Raw genomic sequence first — 23,099 nt, forward strand, 5'->3', positions numbered from 1 at the left:
GGCGCCCGCCCCATTGGGGATGCGCACATCATCAGGCGCGCCGCTCCGCTGGCGCTACGCGACCCCATCGAGTTTGATATGACACATGGGGATCCCGGTTTACGTTCCGGTTCTGTTGGCCGCTGGTGCTGTCGTCAGCGTGGGATTGGTGATGTTTCTGGGCCGCCGGACTCGCATAACGAACGAAGCCTCGCGCAGCAAAGGGGTATCGGTGAGAGGGGCATCGGCAGTCGGTTCTTTCGATTGGCACGGCGATCACGATGCTCTTCGCCATAAGATCTTCACGATTGCCGAGAGCCATGCGAAATACGTCAAGGTCCAGACCCAGCATTCAATGATCAAGGTATACATCCGGCCCAATATCTGGACCTGGGGAGAAGTCATCTCAATTCGCCTGCCCGAGAACACGCCTGCACGTATTGACGCGCAGTGCTCACCGCGCATGGAAACGACGGTCTATGACTACGGTCAGTGCGGCAAGGACCTGGCTGAATTCATCGAACGCGTGAAGTGACCAGAGGCGGAGCGATGGGAGTATGGGCCCATGCATCCCGAAGCGCTGATCCTTCTCATCGTCGGCCTGGTACTGGTTGGGATCTCATCCGTCTTCGCCATTGCACATCCCCGACGAGAAGGGGAGCCGTTCGGGCCGCAACGAAAGATGATGCTCGCGCTGTGCCTTACCGGAGGTCTGTGCATTGCGGCGTTCGCCATCATCTTCTTGATAGCTCTAACGGTTTGGAAGACGCCAGCTTAGAGCGCGACGGAAGAAGCTATTGGAGAGATGCTCCGCGTCTTCGTAATAGGCCCTCATACGAGGGGCTACCCCCACCCTTCTACTTGGGCGGGCGCCCGCCTTCGGCTTCCCTCTGCCGCTCTTCATAGGCCCTGAGACCAATTCCGGCGGCCCAGTAAGTCACGATCATCGTCGGCAGTCCTATGACGAGCAACTGGTGTAAGTGGCCCGTGAGAACAGCTGCGACTGCGGCGACAGCATACAAAGCAGCCAAGGCGATCCGTATCTGTTTTTTCTTCACCGGGACTAGTGCCGCTGTTCGGCTCGATTTCGGAGCCACCTGCGATAGCGCAAGCCCGCCATGGCACCAATACCCGCAGAGATCATCGCCCAAACGACGCATAGCCCGACGCCACCAGCACGAGTGTGAACCCTAGCCATAGAACGGCTCAGAGTATTTTTCGCGCAGTCTGATCTCCTGAGTCGCGCTCGATGTCAGTAAGAACAGCGATACCGAATCCGATGAGGGCCGAGCCAAAAATCAGAACCTCCGTCATGGCCCAAGCCTAGGGGTGGCCTGGGAGTTGGGCTAACGCTTGCCGAACAGACACCCGGGATCACCACGCCGGCGTAGTCGTCCTGCTGCACAAAAAGGGTTGCTTGCCCGGAGCGGCTAGCGGGCGTCGGGGTCAGGAGAACGTCCTAGCTTTCGCCATGTCATGAACTGGGACAAACCGCTCACCAGAAGTAACACCGCACCCAAGCCCAGCCAGAAGTTGTAGAGCGCAGCAAAGATCACATAGAGGGCGAAGACCGTTTGCACAATGGCGACCAGCAGCAAAAGAAACCGCGGGGCAAGCTTGGACCTCGGCGGCTGCTCCGACATGCTCCCAGCGTAGGGACTGTTGGCCATTCCGACTACCAGGCTCCGCCGGGTAGAGCCCCGGGGCCTGGGATCTTCTCCACCGCATGAGCCAGTGCGACCTCCACAGGCGGCCACAGACCGGCCGACAGGCTGGAAGTCATGAGACCACGATACGGTCTCCCCAAGGTCGCGGTGCAAGGATGGGGCCATGCAGCAGCAGGCACTGGTGCTCCTCATCACCGGTTTGATCCTGATTCTAGGATCGGCCATCTACAACATCGCACGGCCACGGCGGTAAGGGGAACCGTTGGGGTCTCAGCGGACAGCACTGCTTTCCCTGGGTTTGGCCGGTGGGCTCTGCATCGTCTGTGCGGCTGGCCTTTTCGTCGCTGGCGATCGTTGACCAATTCTCGATCGCAGTGGGGGCCTCCCTGTACTTATAGGCGAAAGGACGGCAGGGTGTGGCCTAGAAACGGGGGTGCTGGTTTGAGACAAAGACTTAGTTGGGGCCGCATTGTGATTGCTGCCAGCGGTTCAGCGGCCTTCTTCGGCGTCGCCTCGCTTCTGATTTGGGGCTGGCCGGCGGTGCCCGTGTGGGCATCTATTGCAGCGATTGTCTCGGCGATCAGTAACGCAATTCAGCAGGTGATTGCTCTGCGGAGAAAGCAACACGGAGCTGCTTCGCCGACCTAGCGTCATTAAAATCGGCACAACAATTGCGAACGTGCAGACAGCCAGGCCAAGCATGATCCAGAGGGCTGTGCCGAGTACCTTCCATGAGGCGGTGGCCTTGAGGGATTGACTCACCGATACACCTGACCCGCCCAGCTGGGCCACGTTCCGGCCTGTGCATCAAGGTCGATGCCGCGAAGACGTACATGGCAGACGTGGCCTGGCGATCGAACCACTGCCCAGAGGCTGTGCGAGCGTCCCTCGGATCGAGTTGGAATCCACTCCAGGACCTCATCGAGGTCAGTGCTGGTCAGCTCCCACTCTTCACTCGCGGCACCGTCGTCTGTCCAGAAATAGACGCGGTATGTCGGACTGGCGACCTCCGAAGTCTGATCACGGGGATCTATCAGGTGAGCTTCCATGTGCTGACCGTACTCTTGCGGCCCTCAACGCTGAAGCCACCTTGTTAAGCCAGCGGCTCACTGCGTCGATTGTGCGGGGAGTGGTCAGCTGGAGCACTCGGCTGAGGAAACAAGCGCATGTCACCCTGAAATGTCGGGTGTTGAAGGACTAACTCCGGTTTCTTTCGGCGCGGCTCTTGGCTATGCGCCACGCCACCAACATGAGTCCGGCGGCGACCAAAAATCCTGAAGAAATGAGCAGGCTGACGAGAAGGGACTCACCGTTCGCCAGACGCAGCACAGAGGTAGCAATACCGCCGAGCATCCAAACAAAAGCCAAGAGCAGCGCTTGTTTTTGCGTCAATGTGCCGAACCTGCCCACCGGCTCTTTCCCCATGCGGGTAGCCTAGCGCCCATCAGCCCATGTCCCCATGAAAACAGAAGGAACGATGCGCAGATTCCGTTGGATTCTCGCCACAGGCGCCGGAGTCGGCCTTGTGTGGTCTCTGATCCTCGTAGCCCAGGGCAACGTCGGATTTTGGGGCACCGCGGTAGGTCTTTCTGCTGATCTCTGTAGCTGCTTTGGCTCAGGCAGATCGCAAGAGGAAGAAGTAAACGAGGCGTGACAGTGGCGCCCGCCCACCTTGCTGGTAGCTGTCCTCGGCGTTGCCTTCCCGAGATGGGATGAGGCTATTGCACAGATGCGCCGTTCTCGTAAACGGCCCTCACCATGTAGCTGACATCGGTATCGCTCGTCACTTCAAAAGAGGTTTGGTCGAGTGACAGGTCATATGACGAGAATGCGCGGGTTGTACCCTCATCCGGATCCGCGCAGGTTATTTCGTCGATGTCGTGCAAACGGAGAGTCCCGGCACTGAGACAAGTCAGCTCCACATAAATGTGGGTGGCTTCCGCGGGCGGATCGCCCAGCTCGATCGTCTGTGTCCCCGTAAAAGTACCGAAGACCGGATCTGAGACTGCTGTGGCAGTACTACCCGGGTAACCGGTGGGTGACTGGCTTCCAGGATCCACAGCATTCTCCGCCCCGCATCCGGTGAGCAGGGCAGCCGAGAGCAGTCCCGCAGTTGCTAGAACCGGCATTAGTCGTTGCTTCATTCGCTGAAGCTAGCAGGCTGGCTAAGAAATCAGCCTCAGATCGAGCAGTTTGTTATTGGAGCGTTGCCTGGGCGTTTTACTCCGGGGTCATCGCAAGCGTCGATCCCGAGATCACCCTCGACTTTGAGTTCGCAGGGTAGAGGCCCGCAGCGCCCCGTCCTCGTCTTTACCGAGTTATAGGGGGTTATTGGTTTTTTCCTATAAGTGGCTATAACTGCCTATAAGTGGCAATAGTTGGGCAGGAACTGTCTCAACGCGGTACTAGATTGGCTGACGATGACGGGTTTGGATGGCGCTGTCCTCCGAGGTGGATGCTGAATAACACTGATCAGCGTCAGGAGCACGGGCCCATCCGCATCACATCGTGCCACGTGGGCTTGTTCCGAGCCGGCACCGTGCTAGATGACACCCTCATGGACAGCCGGTTGCGGCGCGCTCCTGACACGCGGTTTCGAGGTGGCGTTGCTGGCAGCCTCGAAACTGCTCTCGGCCACGGCGGCGGGAGAATCCTTGACCAGCCGATCAAAGCGGTGGGCCACCGTCATGGCGGCTTCGCTGGTTTCATGGCAGTGATCTTCGCGGGTGTACGTGGACACGCCGGGCCTTCGCAGCCGTCGGCGGCCCTCCGGTGCTATTCGGACTTCTTGCCTTTCTCGCCCAGGTGCCCCGGCGCACAGCAACCGATTCGGCTTTTTCCAAGGGCGTGGGGCTTGGCTGGAGCTATGCCCAATCGTAATGCTCTAATTGCCCTGATGGTTCGGGGAATCCCCATCGTGCTGGTTGTGGTCTGCTTTGGTTGGTTGGGGCACCGGAGTGGGAATTCTTGGCTAGTGGTGCCGGTGGCTGTTACGGCGACCGGCGTCGGATTGTTCAGTGCGTGGAAGCGAAAACGACCTAACAAGCAGTACGCCGCGCGTTCCCAGTTCGAAGGGTTTCTGCGCTTTTCGACCGAAACAAAGTGGCGGTTCGGGCTCGTGACCCCATCACAGGGAAGTCTGGCATTTCAGCCCCGCTGGAAAAACAGCCGGCAGGATAAAGGAGACGTCCACGTCTTGTCCGTCAAGGAAACGGGAAGCAACCGCGCGCCTACACTGACCGAGGCAGTTTTCAGCATCTATCCCACGGCCGAGGTCGTGGAACTGCGAACGTCCACCGGCTTGGTGGAACTTGCTGGACACCCGGAGAACGTGCAGAAGACGTTGGAGATCGTGGCCTCCTCCTGAAGGACCCGAAAGACGGTTCTCCGCAAGGGACAACGATTCAGGGATATCAAAGGGTGCTGTAATGGGCCTCGGCATAGCCGGAACGTCGCTGAGGCCAAGTACTAGCATGTGTTCTACAACCAGGAGGCAGATATGGCCCTTACCGCGAGCGAGGCCCGGCGCGACCTTATCCGCCTCATCGATCGAGTCAACCTCGACCGCACCGCCGTTGAGATCGTGTCAAAGCACGGGTCCGCAGTGCTGATGTCGAAAGCCGAGTACGACTCGTTGGTGGAGACACGCTACCTGCTGGCGTCACCTAGGAACGCGCAACGTCTCCTGTCCGCTCTGGAATCGGTGCGCGAGGTCGAAATCGACGAGACCGGACACAAGCGTTGACCCTATGCGTGCCAGGTTCGCAATTCGGGGCGCGTGCGCGCATTGAGTGGGCCTTTAGTGCCGGAGATTGACACTGGGCCCGCGTCTGGATTCCTCAGTTCCTGAGGCAGCTCCGATGATGCTCTGGCTCTGTGCGAGTGCCTCAGGCGAGCGTGTGGCAGACTCCCTGTATGAGTCAGGTGGAGCGCGAGCAGCTCGAACATGAACTGCACATTCTTGAAGGCATCTCTGTATCCACGCTCCCGCACCGACAGCTTCAGTCCTAGCTGAAGTCGTCCGAGCCGCGGAGCACCTAGCAACAGATGCGGAATCCTCTCGGCACTCAGCTGTTGTTGAAGCTGCGGCTTGGCGACGTACTTGGGCAAATGCTCGAAACGTCATGGTGGCTTGGGACGAAGACGGGAATCCTTTATATGCCGAGCCCTCGAGAATGGAGACAGAAAGGCACAAGGGCGCCCTCATTCACGCCCTCCGAGAGGCGGTGGACTCCCTCAAACCAAATCTACGGCAGCTGAGGGCGGAAGCAGCCGCTGCTCAAGCAATTAAGTCGAACGCTGCGCCGTGGTGTGACTGGCTGACGCGAGCAGCCAACGGTGTAGTCAAAGCCGCCGGAACTTGGCCTGGGCCTCCTCCTGCGGAAGACGATGGCGCGCTAACGACGGCCATCGCTGAACTACGCCAAGCCGCGCAGTCGGTTGCTGCTGTGCTACGCGGTGACCATGTGGCGCCTCCTCCCGCCGCCCCTCCCGAGCCCGCTTCATCCGGTACAGAGGAGGTGCAAGATGACGCACTTACACGACATAAGCACCTTCTTGATCGTGCGAGGCCGTTCTCACGGGTGGATCATCTCCCTTACAACTCCGAACTGCGCGCGCAATTGGCTGAAGCAGCCAAGGAAGCGGCAACAATTCCTCCGGTTTTTGAAGCCATCAGGATCAATTTGGATATGACGGCCTACCTTGCCGGCGTCGTAGCCCGAAACGCTGAAGCGACCGAATTCGCCCTCCTGATCGATCAAGACCGAAATCTGCGCCCTCTGTGCGTGACCGCCGCTCTGCTCAGAGAACTCTCAAACGTTCTCGACGAGCAGGGACATGAAGACCTCGCACGCCGAGCTCGTGAGGCGCTAGTGACGGAACTAGAGCACGCGGATTGGACGAGCAATGAGGCTTGGGAAGGCAACGAAAACTACGGCTCGAGAATGTTCGCCACCTGGGCATCGTTCACGTCAATGAGCGAGCCCCGCAACCGACTCGCTGCTGCACTGGAGGTTCAGCCGGATCGCGTGCGGGAGCTGCTCCTCTGCTGCGCTCACTGGATGCAGACAGAAAATCCGAACTCAGGTGCAGTGAGCTTTGAGCGCGTCTATCGCGAGCTGCCTGAATGGTTTCCAACGGCGGCAGTGGTCACTGCCGCCGCCGCCACATTTCCCGACGTCAAGCAGGCAGCCAACCCCTTCGACCACGGCCGGACAGACGAAATCGAACGAATGCTTTCACACGTCTTGCGGCTAGCTCATTCCGGCCAAGCGTCTCGGGATCAGGAGAACGACCGGCCTGGCACCGAGGCTGGGGTGAGTACGGACTCAAATGGATCGTGAACAATGCTGCCCGGGCAACAGCGTGAAAGCCTCCCGTAAGGTTGCCCGTGCACAGTTCTGCAAGGCCGCGTCCTTCAGCGTCCAGGCAGGAACCGGCACCCGGAGCCGTACGTGCCTGGGCCCGGGAGCAGAGTCTGGAGGTCAACGACCGCTGCCGGACCCAAGCGTCCATCGTCGAAAAGTACAAGGCGGCCCAGCGCGGCTGCGCATTTCTCATAGCCCTGGCGTGAACTGTGTGGCGTACTCCGAAGCCGATAAACTCCGTTATGACAAGTAAAACAGTGATTATTGCATCCGATGCATGATCGGCCCTCGCGAATAATCACCGTTACCTGGGTTTGTGCAGATACTGTCTGCACTTTCAGGCAAAAAGAAAGCCGGGCAGGATCCCCTGCCCGGCTTTCAAGTTCCGTCAGGCTCCCGACGCGGCAACCATGCCGCCAATCAGGACGATGAAGACGATGATCCCGATAACGCCGAAGATGGTGTCGATCCAGCCGAGAACCTTGCCGGCGGTGGCCGGGATGTTCAGATGCTCGGCCTTCTTCGCGTTGACGATGGCCAGCGGGCCGAAGACGATGCCGAGGAAGAAGAATCCGACGATGCCGAAGATCAGGGAGGACTGGGCGGCCTTCTGGCCCTCAAACATTTCCCGCGACTGCATGGTCTGCGTGGGCGGGCCCTGCGGCGGATAGTAGGACGGGCTGGGCTGCTGGTGCTCGGACATGGCTGTCCCTTTCGTAGTAGTGCTGTGATTACTTGTCATGCGTAGATCGCCACGGCTCCGCCGCATCCCCCATTGGCCGAGATGGCTGACAGCACCGGCACTCCCCCTTGGCAGGGCCAAGGGAAAGACCGCCGGGCACGCATGGACTGCCCGGCGATGTGACGATCATAACGTTTAAGCCTGACATTTGAGCATGTCCAGTCCCGTGTCCACAGCCGGGGCATGTAGGTTGCTAACCGGCCGGCCGAGGCGTCACCGATGCCGGGTCCCTCTCCGGCCTTGCCCGGAGGGAACGAACCGCATGGCGAAAGGATGCACCGACCATCGCCGTGTCAGCGGAGACTTCCGTCTCCTTGGGGCATGAGGATCAGCCCCTCATGGGTCACGGTGGACCCGATGATCGTCCCGCTTCGGTCTAGGAAGGAGACGTCGACATTGCCCAGTGCGGTGAACTGCACGCGATCACCGGACGGGGACGGAATGTGCTCAAAGAGCCCGCCCAGTCCGTCCAGGGCCTGAAGGATCGTCCGGTCGTAGGGGTATCGGTGCAGCACGGCCGCCGGCTGCGGCCGCTGGTAGCCTGGACGTTCGCCGACGCCGACCTGCCGAATCGGGGCCAACCATGCCAGCGCGTCGGTCAGTGGGTGGTCAGTGTCGCCGTCAAGGAAAACGAGCTCGATGCTGGCGGTCCGCGGCCGCAGGGACTGCATCCACTGCCGCTGGGCGTCCCGGTCAAAGCCTGCGAAAACGTCGAAATCCTCATGCTGACTCATGGGTGATCGCGTCCTTCCGGTCCGGGCCGCTGGGGGCGGTCAATCCCACCCTAGCGGCCGAGTGGCGCAGAATTGACCGACGCTGTCGGCACAACTAACCGCGGCTGGTATTCGCCCCGGAATGGGTGCAGCTCGGGCCATGGCGCTTGGTGCCCTAACTCAGGTCGGCTGTGTCGTTTGTTTTCTGTACCGCCAGGCGAAGTAGGCGGCTGATACCGCCAGGGCAAACAGGGAGCCCGACGCGATTCTGGCAGCCACAGTACCGGGAGGCAGGCCCCAGAACGCCAGCGCGGTGGTAAATCCTGTGGCCGCGGTGATCAGCGCGCACTCGATCGCCGACCGGGCCATAAAGGAAAGCTGCGGGAACAGGATGAGGTCCAGGTTCCAGACAACCGCCCCAAGAATCAGACCCGCGAGGCCACCGGCACCCGCACCGACGATCCCTGCGATGACCATCAGCCCAACCACGCGGGCAGGAAGTTCGGTGCCGATGACGAAGCTGAATACGGCAATGACCGCCCCAACAGCAGCGCCCAGGACAAGCCCGGCGAACACCGCGGTTCCGGAAAGGGGCTTGTTGCCTTCTGTCATCGGGGTCCTCTCGGCATTCCTTCGAGCCCGTCAGCAGGGCGGCTCGACTGCGGCTGGATCCAGTTCCGGCCTGGCTCTAATGAAGCGTACAGAGTGTCTGAAGGATGTTCCGGACATCGCAGTGTCTGCTGACACCTCGACGACGATCGGTTCCACCAGGGTCAGCTCGGTTTCGCCTGCGTCGGCGTTGAACCTGTCCAAGACCGTGGATTTCACCCGGTGTGGCCACGGGTGATCCGGCCCAGCGGCCTGGAGCTGGGATCCGAGCAGCTTTGCAGCTGTCGCCTTCAATGGCACAGAGCGTCCGACGATGCGCAGCTTCCCGTTGATTGGCAGCCCGACGACGATCGTCTGGGGCCGCGTGATGGGACCGATGACAGCCGCGCAGATAACGTCCACCGTGTCGCGGTGCTTGATCTTCTGCCACTGGCGCTGGCCGCCCTCGTAGGGCTGGCCGGCGCCTTTGATGACGAGACCTTCGATGCCCGTCGCGGGCAGCTCCTCGAACCAGGTCTCGGCAGTGTCGAGGTCCGAGGTACCGGGCGACAGTTCGAGGGTTTCCTCCCAGTCCTTGGCGAGTTCCTCCAGCAGTTGCCGCCGGACGCTGAGCGGTTCACGGCGGATATCGTGACCGGCGACGGCGAGCAGGTCGGAGGCGACGAAGTGGGCCGGCACCTGGCGCGCCAGCCCTGGCATGGCTTTCGCCGACGTGCTCAGCCGCTGCTGAAGCGCAGAGAAGTCCAGCCGGTCTTCAGACCAAATCACTGCTTCGCCGTCGAGCAGACAGCCCGGCGGCAGCTGATCTGACGCCGCTTTGATCAAGTCCGGAGAGTACCTGGAGAGGGTTCTTGCCCTGCCGCGACCAGATGGAAGTTTCGTCCCCGTCGCGAACGATCACCGCACGGTACCCGTCCCACTTGGGCTCGTACCAGGCTCCGCCGGGTAGAGCCCCGGGACCCGGAATCTTCTCCACGGCATGGGCCAAGGCGATCTCCACAGGCGATCGCAGACCCTCCGGGAGCCTGGGATTCATGAGCCCACGATACAAGCACCCGCCGGGTGCATTTCGGGCCAATTTCTGGCCGCATTGATCCTGCTCCTTCTCAAATGCCATCCCCATTTGGATGCCCCAAGCACCCCCAGCATTGAACCGCCAGCAGCCTCATAACCCATGCGTTGACGGCCACTTGCGGATGAACTTTGATGGGCAGATGGGGACATCGAAGCGAAGGCGTCAACTGGCGGGGGGCGCCTAGGTCATTGGCTTGCTCTCTCTTGCCACGCTGGTGATGGCCTTGGTCTCCAGCCCTGATGACGGAGCGGAGGTTGCATTCCGGATTGTCTGGGTGGTCTTCGCTATGACCATGGGGGTATTTGGTGTCCTGTCTTTGCTGCGAGGAACGCAAAAGGGCCGGCCGCTGGCGTTCGAACCGTTTCGGTGGCAGCTGATCATCACCGGCCTAGTCGCGGCCATCGCAGCGACGGCGGTTGCATGGCGACTTCTGATTGTCTCCGGCAACCTGCTCTCCGTTGCGTATTTTCCCTTGATAGTCGGCGTGCTGATCGGGCAGATGTATCGGCCGGAGGGTACGCGGGCGGAATGGCTGGGAACCGGGCGGCGCCGCTCCACCAAGACGTAGCGGTCACATGCTTAGCACATGGTAAGGGGCCATTCATGCCTGGGCCAGCAGCAAGGCGGTACACCCGAGTTAGCGGGATAGGCGTCTTTGCTTCGATCTTCATCGGCGGACTAATTGCTGTTCCTTCAGGGCTGAGTCCGCTTTTGGTGATGGGAGGTCTTTCCGCGTTCTGGATGCTCGTCACATTGCCCATGGGGTTAGCGGCACGACGAGAGCGGTTGGAACGGGAACGCAACCGTTAGCCGCGCTGACCCTGCTCCTTCTCACGCACGATGGGAGTATGGGGCCATGCAACCGGAAGCGCTGATCCTTCTCATCGTCGGCCTGGTACTGGTTGGGATCTCCTCCGTCTTCGCCATTGCACATCCCGGACGAGAAGGGGAGCCGTTCGGGCCGCAACGAAAGATGATGCTCGCCCTGTGCCTTACCGGAGGTCTGTGCATTGCGGCGTTCGCCATCATCTTCATGACGGCTCTAACGGATTTGAAGACGCCAATTTAGAGCGCGACGGAAGAAGCTATTGGACAGATGCGCCGTTTTCGTAAACGGCCCTCACTATGTAGCTGACATCGGGATCGCTCGTCACCTCTAAAGAGACTTGGTCCGGTGACAGCGGATATGACGAGAATGCGCGGGTTGTACCCTCATTCAGATCAGCGCAGGTTACTTCGTCAGTGTCATGCAACAGGAGAGTTCCAGCACTGAGACAAGTCAGCTCCATATAGATGTGGGTAGCTTCCGCGGGCGGATCACCAAGCTCGATAGTCTGCGTGCCGTGAATGTGCCGAAGACCGGATCTGCGCAGTTTCATGGACGTTTGTCGTGCATAGTTATGTGAAGGCCCGAAGTAGACCGTTTGTTGGCTAAAAGCTGCAATTGTATGTTGAGCCTCAGCGCAGGGGGAATATGAACCAGAACCACAGCAGTAGAAACCGTCGCGGCGTTCATATCGCTCTGGCCATGTTCATCGCGGCGATTCTCGTTGGCTGCTCTGTTCCTCAAACATCTCCGAGTGCCACTCACGTGGCGACTAGCCCTGCCCGGCCCTCCAACTCACCCAGCGTCAGCGCTGATCCGGTAGCCGTAATGACCGTGGCGACGCCTGCTCCCGGTGCAAGGCGGATGGTTGCGCCCGGGCCGCGGGATGTTGATGCGGATGAGGCGTACACAAACGAGTTCCTGAGCCGAGCGTGGGACACCACTGAACCGAAATCGCTGGCGGACGTTTACATCGGAGACTGCCTCTTCTTCGATTATGACTACACCGCTACAACGACGGCGTTGTTCACCGTCGATTGCTCCCTGCCCCACGAAGGCGAAGTCCTCGGGATTTTCCGACACCACGAGTCCGAATATCCGGGCCAAGTAGCTCTCTGGGGCAGGGCAAGGCAGGCGTTCAGCGACGCGGCGGACAGCCTAAGGGAAGCCGGCTGGATCACCGAAGGATTCTCATACCAAGACTTAGCTCCCACCGAGGCCGATTGGGAAGCTGGGGAACGTACCGGCCTAACAATCCTGCGGCACGGAGCCAGCAACGGCCTCCTGGAAGGAAGCTATTTGGATTCGAAGCACTTTAAGACGATCGGCACCGCCAATGGATAGCAGCGGCGGCCGCCGAAACGCCGTGTGCCTACCCATGGACAGAAGCTCATCGTGCTCGTCTTAGCCAGATGACAGCGACAGTAGAGAAGGTCGCCCCCTCCATCAGAAGAATGGTCTGGGGTTTGGTCGCTGCGGCGCTTGGGATCGGATGCCTCTTGGTGGCGTCCTCACTGTCCACCTTCAGCTTCAAGGACGCGGAGGGGGTATCACTCCTGCTCGTAGTGTTCGGCATGGCGGAGCCCTGGATTTCCTTCGTCCTCTTCCTGCTGGGTGGACCGGCAGCGGTCACGGCACTATCCCTGCTGATTCCCCCGCTGGTGCGGCGGGTGCGCACGATTTGGGCCCGCAGAATCTTGGCGTCATCGGTAGTGCTCGCTGCGGTAGCAGCCGGCCTGGTGTGGTTGCTCCTTCTAGGCGTTCTGTTCCTCAGCGCCGGGGCACGAGACTATCTGACCGTCCGCTCAGCCGAGGGGCAGACGGTCATCGTTTCCCAAGACAACTTTGACGGAGACCTGGTATCGCTCTGGGTCCCGCACAGCACGTTCTTTTATCAGCCCACCAACGGCGGAAACGAACTCTCGGGGTCTGAGGCTGTGATGCAGGGCGACTGCGAGCTCGACAGTTCAGGGAACAACCTTCTGCTCGCCTGCGGCACGACGCTTCTACCGATCCAGACCGGTGAGTGACTAAAGGCGACCGGGTCAGCTCTGCTCAAACCAAAAATCATCGTTTTGAGAGAGGGAAACGTCGTTGCACCCTTTGGCTGGGACCAAGCCATCCGAGCGACGCGAACCTCGAAGTCCAGTCATCCCGGAAGATTTGCCCAGTCTCTAGTACGAGCCTGTGGCTCGACGGCCGCAGCGTTACCGTGCATACAGGCTCGAATCTCTTCCTCCGCATATGGGGCACAATGCTCCCGTGGGGTCGTAGAGCGTTCCGGTCGGCATGACGGTTGATCTGGACGAGACGGCAATGGGAAGCATCGTGAAGGTGTGCCCCGGGAAGTTGTGCTTGACGGTCACCTTCTCCTAGTCCGGTGTCCGGTGAAGGACGAAGATCCCGCCGTATGCGGACTGGTCGGATCGTTGCCTGTCGCTGTCGGTGTATTCGCTCAGCACGGCGTGGACCCGTGTGACGAGGTCTTCGGCGTCTTCCGTGGACAGGTGTAGTACAAAGCGCGAGAGGCTCGCGAGTGCGTCCGGGCCCGCTTCGATCAGCTCTTCCCGAAACGCCTCGACCGGTGCCAGGGGGCCGTCTGGACCGGCTTCGCCCAGGGCGGTATCCAAATTCCAGGACCGTCCCGTGGATCGGTACGGCTTTTCAAGTGCGCCGCTGCTTCCGGTGCGGACCTCGGCCGGTTCGAGGAACCCGGTCGAGAGCAGTTGCCGCACGTGATAGAGCATTGTTCCCGGATCCTGGCCCAGTCGGTCGGCGAGCTGCTTGTTGGTCAGTTCGTGAAGCCCGCACAGGCGCAGGATCCTCAGGCGCAGCGGATGTGCCAGCGCCTTGACCTCCCGGGCCGTCGCGGCAGGCTTCTTTCCGTCCGCCTCTACCCGTTCTGCGTCGGTCATAGACCCATCCTTTTACCGGTTTACTGGAGTCTATCGCCTTGAACTTTCTCAATCGCTGTGGAATGGTCCGCCTATGACTCCTCACGCGACGCGGGTGAAAAAGTTGAACCGTGCGCCGCTGGGCGCCTCTTACTGGAAGCTGTGGACCTCCTCGGGGCTGTCCAACCTCGCCGACGGGGTCTTCAAGATCGCGCTGCCGCTGCTGGCCATCCAGTTCACCCAGTCACCTGGCCTGATCGCCGGGCTGAGCGTCGCAGTGACGCTTCCCTGGCTTCTGTTCGCCCTGACTGCCGGAGCGCTGGCCGACCGGCTGGACCGGCGCAGGCTCATGGTCTGGGCCAACCTTGGCCGGGCCTTGCTGCCAGGTCTGCTGGTGGGCATCATTTTGCTGGATTTGGGGGCCCTCTGGGTCCTGTACATTGTCGCGCTGATGGTGGGTGTGGCCGAAACGCTCTATGACGCCTCCGCCCAGTCGATCATGCCCCAGGTGGTGAACAGGGAGCAGCTCTCGCGCGCCAACGGCCGGCTCTACGGGGTCGAGCTCATCACCAATCAGTTCATCGGGCCACCGCTGGGCGGGCTGCTGGTGGCTCTCGGCGTCGTTGCCGGTTTCGCCGTGCCGGCGGCACTGTGGCTTGCGGCCGCCGGTGGTTTGCTCCTGGTCCGGGGATCTTTCCGCACCGAACGCGAGCACAAGACGACACTGCGTTTCGACATCGTCGAAGGGCTGCGGTTCCTGCGGAACCACAGAATCCTTCGCACACTCGCGCTGATGACCGGAGTGTTCAACTTCGCATCCAGCGCCGCCTTTGCGGTCCTGGTGCTGTTCGCCGTGGGCCCGGCTTCACCGATGGGGCTGTCCGCGACGGGCTTCGGCCTGCTCTTGACGACGTCAGCTCTGGGTGCGTTCGTCGGCTCATTCATCGCCGAACGGGTGGAGGTCAGGCTCGGCAGATCGGCATCCCTGACGCTGACAATCTTCGGGGTCGCTTTGTTTGTCGGTGCGCCCGCCGTCACCGACAATCCCTATGTCCTTGGACCAATCTTTTTCGTGGGAGGCATGCTGATCGTGCTGTGGAATGTCATCACCGTGTCCCTGCGCCAACGCATCACGCCCAACCGCCTGCTCGGGAGAGTCAACAGCGCCTACCGCCTGCTGGCGTGGGGAACCATGCCGCTCGGAGCGGCAGCAGGCGGCCTGCTGGCCCAATGGCTCGGCTTGCAGACCATGTTCGCCATCATGGGAATGCTGACCCTGGCACTGATCGGGATGATGCCCATCCTTACGAACAAGGCGATCACCGCGGCCGACTTAGAATCATGAATTGCCTGGCCGTATGCGGCTGCTCGGCATCGAAAAATCGGTTGCAGAACGGGCTGTGCGAAAGGGGCTGGGGCCGGTGGTCGAGGACACACGACCCGACCGACCCGGCGGGCTGGAAGACTCCGAAGACGTCAGCGCAGTCTGGCGCGTCGGCTTCGCCCCGGACGCCTGGGCGTGGAACCACGGTTCATGCGACGATCGGAGCCATGTCTATTCATCCAGCACTCGTACTGATTGGACCTGCCGCTGCAGGGAAGTCAACGCTGGGTGAACTCGTTGCCGAACACCTGGGCCTCGCCTTTGTCGACATCGACGACATCGGCGAGCCGTACTATGCGGAGGTCGGCTGGAGCATCGATCGCGTTATCCGCCGGAGCGCGGAGATCGGCCGAGTTGCTGCCGAACGCGAATGGGAACCTGCTCGCGCCCACGCTGTGGCGCGAGCAACCGAAGATCATCCCGGGAAAGTCCTGGCCCTTGGTGCCGGGCACACCTCGCTCACCGACGCCGGTTGTTCCGCACACGTTAGGGCAGCCCTTGCCGACGTCGCCCACGTTGCCCTGGTCCTCCCGACAGAACACCGCAATGAAAGCCTCGCCGTACTGCGCCGAAGATCGATCGAGACAAAGGGCACCGATTGGATCAGCTCCGGGCACGACTTCCTGGCCGAATGGTTAGACGACCTTGGGACACGTTCACTGGCGACACGGATCGTACTCACTGCCAACGAGGCACCTCGGACGACGGCCGCACGCTTGGCTTCGAGCATCCATGAAACCAAGCAGTCGCGAAACGGCTGTTCCTGACGACGGTTAGCAGTCAGCATCAGTAGCGTCGAACCGCTTGACTAACCGGGGCCCGTCTGAAGGCAATCGTCGTCGGGTTGCCCGTTGACGGGAAACTGCGCACCGTCGGGCGCTCTGCGCCCCTCTAAACCGCGGTTGCGAATCTGCTCGCGTCCCAGCTCCAGGCGGCTGGCCCGGACCATCCCAGGCCGCACCGGGTGAAATCCACCATCCTGGACCGGTCAACGTCGACGCCGGCGACACGAACTGACCCTGGTGGAACCGCTTGTCGCCGAAGTGTCCGCCGACACCGCCATGACCGGAACATCCTTCCGGCACTCTGCACGCTTCATTAGAGCCAGGCCGGAACTGGATCCAGCCGCGGGAGCGCTATTCGGGTGCCATACGTGTCACCCCACGGGTGGTTCTTTCGTAGGCTCGTCTCATGAATGAATCTTCGGTGCATTACGTGTCATGCGGCATGCTAATACGCGCGGGCCGAGTGTTTCTCGTGCATCGATCACCGTCGAAGGGACGGTATCCCAATGTCTGGGACTTCCCGGGAGGTCACCTCGAACCCGGCGAGAATAGTCGTCAAGCGCTTGTGCGTGAGCTTCGAGAAGAGTTGGGCGTAGAGATCACTTTGCCTGTTGGGAATCCGCTACTGACCCGCCAAAATGCTGAGATATTCCAGGAAATATGGAGGGTTGAAGCGTGGGAAGGTGAGATCATCAATGCTGCGCCCAATGAACACGACGCCTTCGGATGGTTCAGTTTGGATGAGGCACTATTCTTGGACCTTGCCGATGACGGGTACCCAGCACTTTTCAATCAGGTGCTGACCTGATTTTGACCGGAAGGGTCCAACTGCGGACACGGCTGAGCTGTGAAGACAAGTACTGAAATTTGTTCAGCCGACTTCTGAAGACGATAAATTTTCATGACTGGGGAGAGCGGCACCTAGGTGTCGCGGTGGGGAACCGACTGGAGACTCAGTAGAGCCCCTGAGCGGTGGCGCCGAACGGCCGATCTGTTAACGCAGCGAACGCTGCAATAGCGCTGGGACCCATTGCGGGCTGTTTCAACAACGACGTTTCTGTATTCGTCGCGGGAGTCGTCACCGGCCGCATAACGGGACAGCCGATGCATTCCGCGGGTAGTGAGATGCAGAGCGGTTCCCGCGCTAACAACCGCTTTAAGCACATGGGTGAGACTTTGATCCGCGGCCCTGTAGTGAAGATGCCACCCCTCGCCGGCGTGGTTGGTCATCCTGGGATACGCGGCTGTGTCAGCCATACGCGCGTTGAGGAGCTCGGCGCGTTTCTCGGGTGTTGATTTATCAACGATGGTCAACCAGTCATCGAGTACGGCGCGGACCTCTGCGTGATCGTTGCCCGGACCCGGTGCGAACTTCATACGCATTCCGAACTCGCGCGTCCGGTGGACGAGGGCGTCCCGATCCGATGGCCAGTCGTTGACTAGTGATGCTGCGAGAAGCACGGCTCTGGCTCCCGCACAACACATTCTTCAGTAAATCCAAAGGCGAAGGGACGAAAATGAAGCATGGTCGCGTCCGAAGCACCCACACGCGCTCCGAAGAGCAAATTAGAGCGCATCTCTAACCACGCCATTTGGTGGGTACCCATGGTGGCTTTGCTGCCTGCCAATATTCTGCTGCCGAATGCGGACTTGGGCGCCCGAATCTTATCCAGCCTCGTAGTAGTCGTACTCGTCGAGGCCCTGCTGCTCGTCGTCGTGAGACGCGACAAACGCAAGCGCCTGACCGCGGATATCGAAGAACACGGGATCATCGACTGCCTCCTCCGCTATCCAAATGCTGTGCCCGGGTCACTGCGCGACCGGTGGGCGCCCGGGTCAGCTCAGCTCAAACCAGGCACGATCGTTTTCCGGGAAGGCAACATCATTGACCCCTTTGGCTTGGACCAAGTCATCGGAGCGCCCCGAATCCTCGAAGTGCAGTCATGCCCCGAGCAACGGGCGCTGTCTCCGCAGAGGCGGAAGGAGCTCCGAAGGGACCAGCGCGTGGTGAGTATCCGGACCAACGACGGTGAAGTGGAACTGGCAGCGGATGAGATGAGCCTCAAGTCCTTGGACCGGCTCGTCTACGGAACAGACCATGGCAATTAGGTCGACTTCCGCCAGCGGGCGCTGCACTGTGGCTTGGACCGCCCGTCTTGACGACCACCTGTACGGGCCGAGCGCCTTGAGCACCACGCTTTAGGGGCTAGCAACGAGCTCCACCGAGTAGCCTTCCGCTTTTTCATATAGCTGCCTCAGGTATCCGCCATGCCATTCCAGCCACAACGCGTCCGCTGCCCGCGTCACCTCTTCGACACGGCCTTTCCGGACTGGCTTCCCATCCTTTCGGATCTGTACGTGCTGGCCCGTCAGTTCTTTCCAGTTGTCCACCGTCATGGGAGACCTTTCCTCTCAATCTTGTGCAGTTTTCTTGACTCATATCGGGTTTTAGGCTTCCGTCGCTTAGGGGATGTCGCCCTCGTTCCGCAACATCCCCTGCTGGCCACGTCCCTGATGCGGGGCGTGCCGGACCCCGCCGACAACTGCGCGCAGTAAGGATCAGGGGTAGAGCCCGCGGGTCAGGTGCGCCTGTGCCACACGCTCGACGGCCGTCACTGTAGCGGCTTCGCGTAGGTTCAGGCCGCGCTTTGACGCAATGGACAAGACGTTCTCCCACGCCGCCAACATTCGGTGTTCCAGCTTTTCTTCAACTTCGGCAGCAGTCCACCAGTAGGCTTGATTGCCCTGCACCCACTCGAAGTAGGAGACAATGACGCCGCCGGCGTTGGCGAGAATGTCCGGGACAACGAGCACGCCCTTGTCCTGCAGAATGACGTCCGCCGCCGACGTGGTGGGGCCGTTGGCGCCTTCCACGATGACCTTGGCGCGCACCTTGTCGGCGTTTCCGCCGTGCAGCACGCCTTCTACTGCTGCGGGGACCAGCAGGTCCACCTCAAGCTCCAGCAGCTCATCCGAAGCGATGGCACCTGCGCCGGCGAAGCCGACGACGCTGCCCGTCTCCTTAACGTGGTCTTGCAGGGCACGGATGTTCAGACCGTCAGCATTGTGGATGGCCCCATACTGGTCGCCCACAGCCACTACCCTGACTCCGGCATCGGCAAGGAACTCTGCAGTTCCGGCTCCCACCTTGCCAAAGCCCTGAACAGCCGCGGTGCTCTGCCTTTGATCAAGCCCGGCGTGGGCAAGCGATGCCAGAGCGACGTGCACGACGCCCTTGGAGGTGGCGCTCGAACGGCCGAGGGAACCGCCAACGCTGACAGGTTTGCCCGTCACTACGCCCGGAACCGTGTAGCCGACGTTGACCGAATACGTGTCCATCATCCATGCCATGGTCTGTTCGTCGGTGCCGATGTCGGGCGCCGGCACGTCCTTCTCAGGGCCGATGATAGGCAAGATTTCACTGGTGTAGCGGCGCGTTACGCGCTCCAGTTCCTGCTGTGAGTAATTCCGCGGGTCGATAGTGATCCCGCCCTTGGCGCCGCCGTAAGGAACGTCCAGCAGCGCGCATTTCCACGTCATCCACATCGCCAGTGCACGCACTTCGTCCAACGACACGTGGGGGCTGAAACGCAGTCCCCCTTTGGCAGGTCCCCGGGAGAAGTTATGTTGCACGCGGTAACCGGTGAGAACCTCAACGCTGCCGTTGTCCCGGCGCAGGGGAATGCTCACGGACAGTTCCCTGCGCGGTTGGGCCAGCAGTTGGTGCAGCCCTTCGCTGTATCCCAGCGTACGGATTGCTGAAGCAAGCTGCCTATGGGCGTTCTCCAGTGGTCCCACGTCCTGACTGGGAGCCGGCGCGCCTCGCCCGGATTGTGCGGCTGATGGAGATAAGACAGGCGTCGTCATTGACAGATTCCTTCTTGGCGTAGGTTTCAGTGAGTGCGTATGTGACGCTACAAGGGCGCGCGGGGGCCGTCAGTGTGCGACTGCACAATGCGGCGTGACACAACTAGCAGCTTCAACAGCGCCCGCGGCCTTACCACTGGACTGGACGGTCAAAAGATGCCCACGCCGCTTCGCCGCCTGCCTGAACCAGATCAACGGCGCGGCCAGGACAACCCACATTTTCTTGACCTCAGCACCGCCAACGCAATCGTGACCTTGCTAGCGGGCAGCTCCATGGTGGTCGTCGCCGAAGAGTGAGAGGGGTTGGAGGTCCGCTCGTCCAACCCCACTCAAATCCGGGGTCACTTGCCGGAAGCGGTTATGGACGTGTTCGTGCAACAGGAAAGGCACAGCGAAGGCCCGGCACATCTGGGCGTCCATTTACCGGGTGCATCCTCGGACCGTGTCACTGATCCGGGCTCGGATTGGCGTGCGAAACCCTGGGAGCTGCACCTGCCAGAGGGAACTTGGCCCCAGAGGGAACTTGGCCGTTTAGATCTTCTGCGGGAGCTCCGGCGGTCGGTGCAGTCAGCGACTGTCGCGGGTTTGAAATTCCTCATCGAGCTCAAAGTGCCGGAACTCCGTCTCTGGGCTGGGTTCGCCGTCAGCAATGACCTCGTAGTCGAGCTGACGCTGGATCTGGCTGTCCAGGACCTGTAGCTGCCGATCCATGACCACGGCCAGGTCCTCAGGAAAGTGTTCCTCTGGGGTTAGATGCAGCTTGTCAGTCATGGTGCCTCCGTGCCGGGTGTGAAATCTGGGCTGCACTAATACTACGGGTGGCGGAACGGCCCGCCCCTGCCGGTGGCATGGAGGATGGTGACGGTGCGGCGTGCTCGTTCGTCAGTGAGGAGTCACTGCTAGCTGAGGAGGGCGTTCTTCTGTCGGGACTTCGTTTTGGAGCTCTGTCCGCAGTTTGTGCAGGTGATGATCAAGTTCTTGGATGTTGTGAAGACGGGAATGAAGAACACGGTGAGTTTGGTGGCGCGTTCCTGCAGGTGATGGTGGACGAACCGGCCGCAGTACTGGCACGTCGCCATCCGTCCGGGCAGATCGCGAAGGGCGGTCTTAAGACCGAAGAGAAGAAACATGGTGTGTGCCTTTCAAAGGTTGTTCCCGGTCTGTCCCGGGTGGTGTGGGCACCGCGAGGTGGTTCTCCTTATCTCCTGGCAGACGTAGCCGCCCTTCCCAAGATAGTAAGCATACTTGCTGATTGCCTGCTTAACGCAGAGCGAAAAAATTCGAGGGCACTCAGGTCTGGTCGTTAGCCGCTGCGTGCAACCATCGAAATCGTCACCGTCGGCCGTCGCCGGGACCCGACCCCCGTGGCCGACAGACTCGTGGCCGTGCCCCTGCAGCACAGCTGCTGCCGAGCCGTTCGCATTCGGCCGCAGCACCACGATGACAGCGAAGTGCGGACACGCCCAGCCTGGGCGGTTCGCGGTCGGCTATATGGCAACGCCCCGCACCTTCGGAGTGCGGGGCGTCGGTTCGAGCAAGTGTTAGAGCGGGTGAATGTTCTCGGCCTGCAGTCCCTTTTGTCCCTGGACGACGTCGAACTCAACTTTCTGGTTTTCTTCCAGGGAGCGGTAGCCGCTCGCGGCGATGGCCGAGAAGTGTGCGAACACGTCCGGCCCGCCGTCGTCCTGGCTGATGAAGCCAAACCCCTTTTCGGCGTTAAACCATTTGACGGTGCCTGTTGCCATGCTGATCTTTTCCTTCTGGAACGGCAGCGCCGACTCCCCCAACGGGAGCTGCCCGCGACCGCCCACCTTTAACCTAAGTGAGCGCTGGACTCGCAGCAAGAGCCAACTACGGGCCGGCAACTGCCATCCGTATCTTTCGAGATCCTGGAAGGTGAACCGGAGCCACTGACCCCCGGGACAATGGACCGCCCCGAAGACGATCACCTGAGCCGATAAAGCCCCGTCAGTACACGCCTCCGTCCACTACTAGTGCTTGGCCGGTCATATAGGTGGAACCGTCCGAGGCGAGGTACACCACGATGGGCGCGATTTCCTCCGGTGTTCCCTGACGGCCCATGGGTACGACCTGTTTGACGATGCGTTCCTGCTCCTCCGCACCACCCATAAACTCGATTGCGGGCCGGTTGAACGGAGTGTCGATCCATCCAGGGCAAACACTGTTAACTCTGATGCGGTAAGGCGCGAGCTCCGGGGCTAATGCCTTCGTGAAAGCCACTATGGCGCCTTTGGAGGCGGAGTAGGCAGTCAAGCCAGCACCTCCCTTCACGGCAGCCAGCGACGCCATGTTGATGATCGACCCGCCTCCCTGTTCGCGAAGGACAGGTACGGCATGCTTGACTCCGAAGAAGCATGAACGGGGGTTGACCGCCATGAGCAGGTCCCACTGATCCTGCTCGAAGCCGGTGATGGCACCCGAGCGCTGGGCCCCTGCATTGTTGAACAAGACGTCGAGACCACCCAGCGTCTCTGCGCCTTGTTTTACGAGCGCCGCTACGTCGCTCTCTCTGGTGACGTCAGTGCGGACGAACTCTGCTGTGCCGCCCTGACTGCGGATCTCCTCGACCACACGCCAGCCGTTGTCCTCGTTAATGTCGGCCACAACGACGGCCGCACCTTCTTGAGCAAACGCTCTGGCGGTGACCGCCCCGATGCCCGTTGCTGCCCCTGTGATGATCGCCTTTTTCCCCTGGAGCTGCATGCATTCCTCCTAGGAGGTGAGGGCCGCGAGCGCGGCGGCTGCAATCTCGTCGTCTTGGTCAACGGTTCCCCCGGCGACTCCGACGCCACCTACGACGTCCCCCGCGATCTCCAGGGGCCGTCCCCCGCCGAACGTAACGAGTGGGCGCTGGTGTGTGTACTCAAGCCCGTAGAGGGGTTGACCTGGCTGGGTCAAAGGTCCGATGTCCTTCGTAGCCATCTTCATCGAACACGCCGTGTAGGCCTTCCCCACCGAAATCTCGGTGCTAGCCAGGAGCGCTCCGTCCTGCCGCGCGAACGCAATCAGTTCACGTCCGGAGTCGACGATGGCCACGCTGGAGGGGGACCCGATCTCCGTGGCCTTGTCAAGCGCCGCTTCCAGCGCCTGCCGTGCTTGCTCGTAACTCATTCCCATCGGTTTCTCCTTGTCATCGAATGAGGTCACTGCCATGGGCCGCAGCCCGAG

At 61.0% G+C, this 23,099-nt stretch carries 30 protein-coding genes; 14 read left to right on the top strand and 16 right to left on the bottom strand.

The genetic code is table 11. The annotated features are described in order from the left end of the window. Positions 1–85: 85 nt before the first annotated feature. Complete coding sequence (locus AC5RVS_RS00390) at positions 86–514, top strand: hypothetical protein (RefSeq protein ID WP_494106677.1); 429 nt, start codon at positions 86–88, stop codon at positions 512–514. Between the two features lie 30 nt (positions 515–544). Further along, positions 545–757, top strand: coding sequence for a hypothetical protein (locus tag AC5RVS_RS00395; RefSeq protein WP_494106678.1), 213 nt, complete (start codon positions 545–547; stop codon positions 755–757). 652 nt (positions 758–1,409) lie between these two features. Here AC5RVS_RS00395 and AC5RVS_RS00400 read toward each other — a convergent pair. The 3 genes from AC5RVS_RS00400 to AC5RVS_RS00410 all read right to left on the bottom strand — a co-directional run bounded on the left by AC5RVS_RS00400 (position 1,410) and on the right by AC5RVS_RS00410 (position 4,386). Beyond that, positions 1,410–1,622, bottom strand: a complete 213-nt coding sequence (locus AC5RVS_RS00400) for a hypothetical protein (RefSeq protein ID WP_494106679.1) — start codon at positions 1,620–1,622, stop codon at positions 1,410–1,412. Between the two features lie 1,221 nt (positions 1,623–2,843). Beyond that, entirely contained in the window at positions 2,844–3,071 is a 228-nt protein-coding gene (locus AC5RVS_RS00405; RefSeq protein WP_494106680.1) for a hypothetical protein, read from the bottom strand. A gap of 1,117 nt (positions 3,072–4,188) precedes the next feature. After that, a complete protein-coding gene (locus tag AC5RVS_RS00410; RefSeq protein ID WP_494106681.1) occupies positions 4,189–4,386 on the bottom strand; it encodes a hypothetical protein in 198 nt (65 codons plus the stop codon). A 126-nt stretch (positions 4,387–4,512) separates the two neighbouring features. Here AC5RVS_RS00410 and AC5RVS_RS00415 point away from each other — a divergent pair, with 126 nt between their 5' ends. The 4 genes from AC5RVS_RS00415 to AC5RVS_RS00430 all read left to right on the top strand — a co-directional run bounded on the left by AC5RVS_RS00415 (position 4,513) and on the right by AC5RVS_RS00430 (position 7,221). Beyond that, positions 4,513–5,013: a hypothetical protein gene (locus tag AC5RVS_RS00415; protein WP_494106682.1), complete on the top strand. Its 501-nt coding sequence runs from the start codon at positions 4,513–4,515 to the stop codon at positions 5,011–5,013. Between the two features lie 132 nt (positions 5,014–5,145). Beyond that, entirely contained in the window at positions 5,146–5,391 is a 246-nt protein-coding gene (locus AC5RVS_RS00420; RefSeq protein ID WP_494106683.1) for a type II toxin-antitoxin system Phd/YefM family antitoxin, read from the top strand. An 838-nt stretch (positions 5,392–6,229) separates the two neighbouring features. Beyond that, on the top strand, positions 6,230–6,991 hold the full coding sequence (locus AC5RVS_RS00425) for a hypothetical protein (protein WP_494106684.1): 762 nt from the start codon (positions 6,230–6,232) through the stop codon (positions 6,989–6,991). 47 nt (positions 6,992–7,038) lie between these two features. After that, positions 7,039–7,221, top strand: coding sequence for an Lsr2 family DNA-binding protein (locus AC5RVS_RS00430; RefSeq protein ID WP_494106685.1), 183 nt, complete (start codon positions 7,039–7,041; stop codon positions 7,219–7,221). A 182-nt stretch (positions 7,222–7,403) separates the two neighbouring features. On the opposite strand, the gene AC5RVS_RS00435 is transcribed toward AC5RVS_RS00430, so the two are convergent. From AC5RVS_RS00435 to AC5RVS_RS00450, 4 genes are all read right to left on the bottom strand, one after another. Then, positions 7,404–7,718, bottom strand: a complete 315-nt coding sequence (locus AC5RVS_RS00435; protein WP_494106686.1) for a hypothetical protein — start codon at positions 7,716–7,718, stop codon at positions 7,404–7,406. Between the two features lie 332 nt (positions 7,719–8,050). Continuing rightward, the gene (locus AC5RVS_RS00440) at positions 8,051–8,491 is read right to left on the bottom strand and encodes a hypothetical protein (RefSeq protein ID WP_494106687.1); all 441 of its coding nucleotides are present in this window, start codon (positions 8,489–8,491) and stop codon (positions 8,051–8,053) included. Positions 8,492–8,650: 159 nt separating this feature from the next. Next, positions 8,651–9,082, bottom strand: a complete 432-nt coding sequence (locus AC5RVS_RS00445; protein ID WP_494106688.1) for a hypothetical protein — start codon at positions 9,080–9,082, stop codon at positions 8,651–8,653. Between the two features lie 30 nt (positions 9,083–9,112). Next, positions 9,113–9,904 (bottom strand): ATP-dependent DNA ligase, encoded by a 792-nt coding sequence (locus AC5RVS_RS00450; RefSeq protein WP_494106689.1) that lies wholly within the window; start codon positions 9,902–9,904, stop codon positions 9,113–9,115. Between the two features lie 443 nt (positions 9,905–10,347). On the opposite strand from AC5RVS_RS00450, the gene AC5RVS_RS00455 reads away from it, so the two are divergent. The 4 genes from AC5RVS_RS00455 to AC5RVS_RS00470 all read left to right on the top strand — a co-directional run bounded on the left by AC5RVS_RS00455 (position 10,348) and on the right by AC5RVS_RS00470 (position 13,010). Next, entirely contained in the window at positions 10,348–10,722 is a 375-nt protein-coding gene (locus AC5RVS_RS00455; RefSeq protein ID WP_494106690.1) for a hypothetical protein, read from the top strand. A 288-nt stretch (positions 10,723–11,010) separates the two neighbouring features. Further along, positions 11,011–11,223, top strand: a complete 213-nt coding sequence (locus AC5RVS_RS00460) for a hypothetical protein (RefSeq protein ID WP_494106691.1) — start codon at positions 11,011–11,013, stop codon at positions 11,221–11,223. 585 nt (positions 11,224–11,808) lie between these two features. Continuing rightward, positions 11,809–12,324 carry a hypothetical protein gene (locus AC5RVS_RS00465; protein ID WP_494106692.1) on the top strand — a complete coding sequence of 172 codons (516 nt, stop codon included), beginning with the start codon at positions 11,809–11,811 and terminating at the stop codon, positions 12,322–12,324. A gap of 68 nt (positions 12,325–12,392) precedes the next feature. Beyond that, positions 12,393–13,010, top strand: a complete 618-nt coding sequence (locus AC5RVS_RS00470) for a hypothetical protein (protein WP_494106693.1) — start codon at positions 12,393–12,395, stop codon at positions 13,008–13,010. Positions 13,011–13,352: 342 nt separating this feature from the next. Here AC5RVS_RS00470 and AC5RVS_RS00475 read toward each other — a convergent pair whose 3' ends face one another. After that, positions 13,353–13,895 carry an ArsR/SmtB family transcription factor gene (locus AC5RVS_RS00475; RefSeq protein WP_494106694.1) on the bottom strand — a complete coding sequence of 181 codons (543 nt, stop codon included), beginning with the start codon at positions 13,893–13,895 and terminating at the stop codon, positions 13,353–13,355. A gap of 73 nt (positions 13,896–13,968) precedes the next feature. On the opposite strand from AC5RVS_RS00475, the gene AC5RVS_RS00480 reads away from it, so the two are divergent. The 3 genes from AC5RVS_RS00480 to AC5RVS_RS00490 all read left to right on the top strand — a co-directional run bounded on the left by AC5RVS_RS00480 (position 13,969) and on the right by AC5RVS_RS00490 (position 16,851). Beyond that, positions 13,969–15,219: an MFS transporter gene (locus AC5RVS_RS00480; protein WP_494106695.1), complete on the top strand. Its 1,251-nt coding sequence runs from the start codon at positions 13,969–13,971 to the stop codon at positions 15,217–15,219. A 206-nt stretch (positions 15,220–15,425) separates the two neighbouring features. After that, on the top strand, positions 15,426–16,025 hold the full coding sequence (locus AC5RVS_RS00485) for a shikimate kinase (protein ID WP_494106696.1): 600 nt from the start codon (positions 15,426–15,428) through the stop codon (positions 16,023–16,025). 424 nt (positions 16,026–16,449) lie between these two features. Beyond that, positions 16,450–16,851 (top strand): NUDIX domain-containing protein, encoded by a 402-nt coding sequence (locus tag AC5RVS_RS00490; protein WP_494106697.1) that lies wholly within the window; start codon positions 16,450–16,452, stop codon positions 16,849–16,851. A gap of 113 nt (positions 16,852–16,964) precedes the next feature. On the opposite strand, the gene AC5RVS_RS00495 is transcribed toward AC5RVS_RS00490, so the two are convergent. Beyond that, positions 16,965–17,528: a CGNR zinc finger domain-containing protein gene (locus AC5RVS_RS00495; RefSeq protein ID WP_494106698.1), complete on the bottom strand. Its 564-nt coding sequence runs from the start codon at positions 17,526–17,528 to the stop codon at positions 16,965–16,967. A 120-nt stretch (positions 17,529–17,648) separates the two neighbouring features. Between AC5RVS_RS00495 and AC5RVS_RS00500 the strand changes: the two genes are divergently transcribed. Further along, a complete protein-coding gene (locus AC5RVS_RS00500) occupies positions 17,649–18,152 on the top strand; it encodes a hypothetical protein (protein WP_494106699.1) in 504 nt (167 codons plus the stop codon). Positions 18,153–18,242: 90 nt separating this feature from the next. On the opposite strand, the gene AC5RVS_RS00505 is transcribed toward AC5RVS_RS00500, so the two are convergent. The 7 genes from AC5RVS_RS00505 to AC5RVS_RS00535 all read right to left on the bottom strand — a co-directional run bounded on the left by AC5RVS_RS00505 (position 18,243) and on the right by AC5RVS_RS00535 (position 23,042). Beyond that, entirely contained in the window at positions 18,243–18,440 is a 198-nt protein-coding gene (locus tag AC5RVS_RS00505) for a hypothetical protein (protein WP_494106700.1), read from the bottom strand. Between the two features lie 162 nt (positions 18,441–18,602). Beyond that, the gene (locus AC5RVS_RS00510) at positions 18,603–19,910 is read right to left on the bottom strand and encodes a Glu/Leu/Phe/Val family dehydrogenase (RefSeq protein WP_493988810.1); all 1,308 of its coding nucleotides are present in this window, start codon (positions 19,908–19,910) and stop codon (positions 18,603–18,605) included. 567 nt (positions 19,911–20,477) lie between these two features. Further along, the gene (locus AC5RVS_RS00515) at positions 20,478–20,681 is read right to left on the bottom strand and encodes a hypothetical protein (RefSeq protein WP_493988809.1); all 204 of its coding nucleotides are present in this window, start codon (positions 20,679–20,681) and stop codon (positions 20,478–20,480) included. 128 nt (positions 20,682–20,809) lie between these two features. Next, a complete protein-coding gene (locus AC5RVS_RS00520) occupies positions 20,810–21,040 on the bottom strand; it encodes a zinc-ribbon domain-containing protein (RefSeq protein WP_493988808.1) in 231 nt (76 codons plus the stop codon). A gap of 411 nt (positions 21,041–21,451) precedes the next feature. Beyond that, a complete protein-coding gene (locus tag AC5RVS_RS00525; RefSeq protein WP_493976944.1) occupies positions 21,452–21,655 on the bottom strand; it encodes a cold-shock protein in 204 nt (67 codons plus the stop codon). Between the two features lie 223 nt (positions 21,656–21,878). Further along, on the bottom strand, positions 21,879–22,634 hold the full coding sequence (locus AC5RVS_RS00530; protein ID WP_494106701.1) for an SDR family NAD(P)-dependent oxidoreductase: 756 nt from the start codon (positions 22,632–22,634) through the stop codon (positions 21,879–21,881). Between the two features lie 9 nt (positions 22,635–22,643). Next, entirely contained in the window at positions 22,644–23,042 is a 399-nt protein-coding gene (locus AC5RVS_RS00535; RefSeq protein WP_493988806.1) for a GlcG/HbpS family heme-binding protein, read from the bottom strand. Positions 23,043–23,099 lie beyond the last annotated feature (57 nt).

It is taken from the genome of Arthrobacter sp. Y3221048, assembly GCF_059092685.1.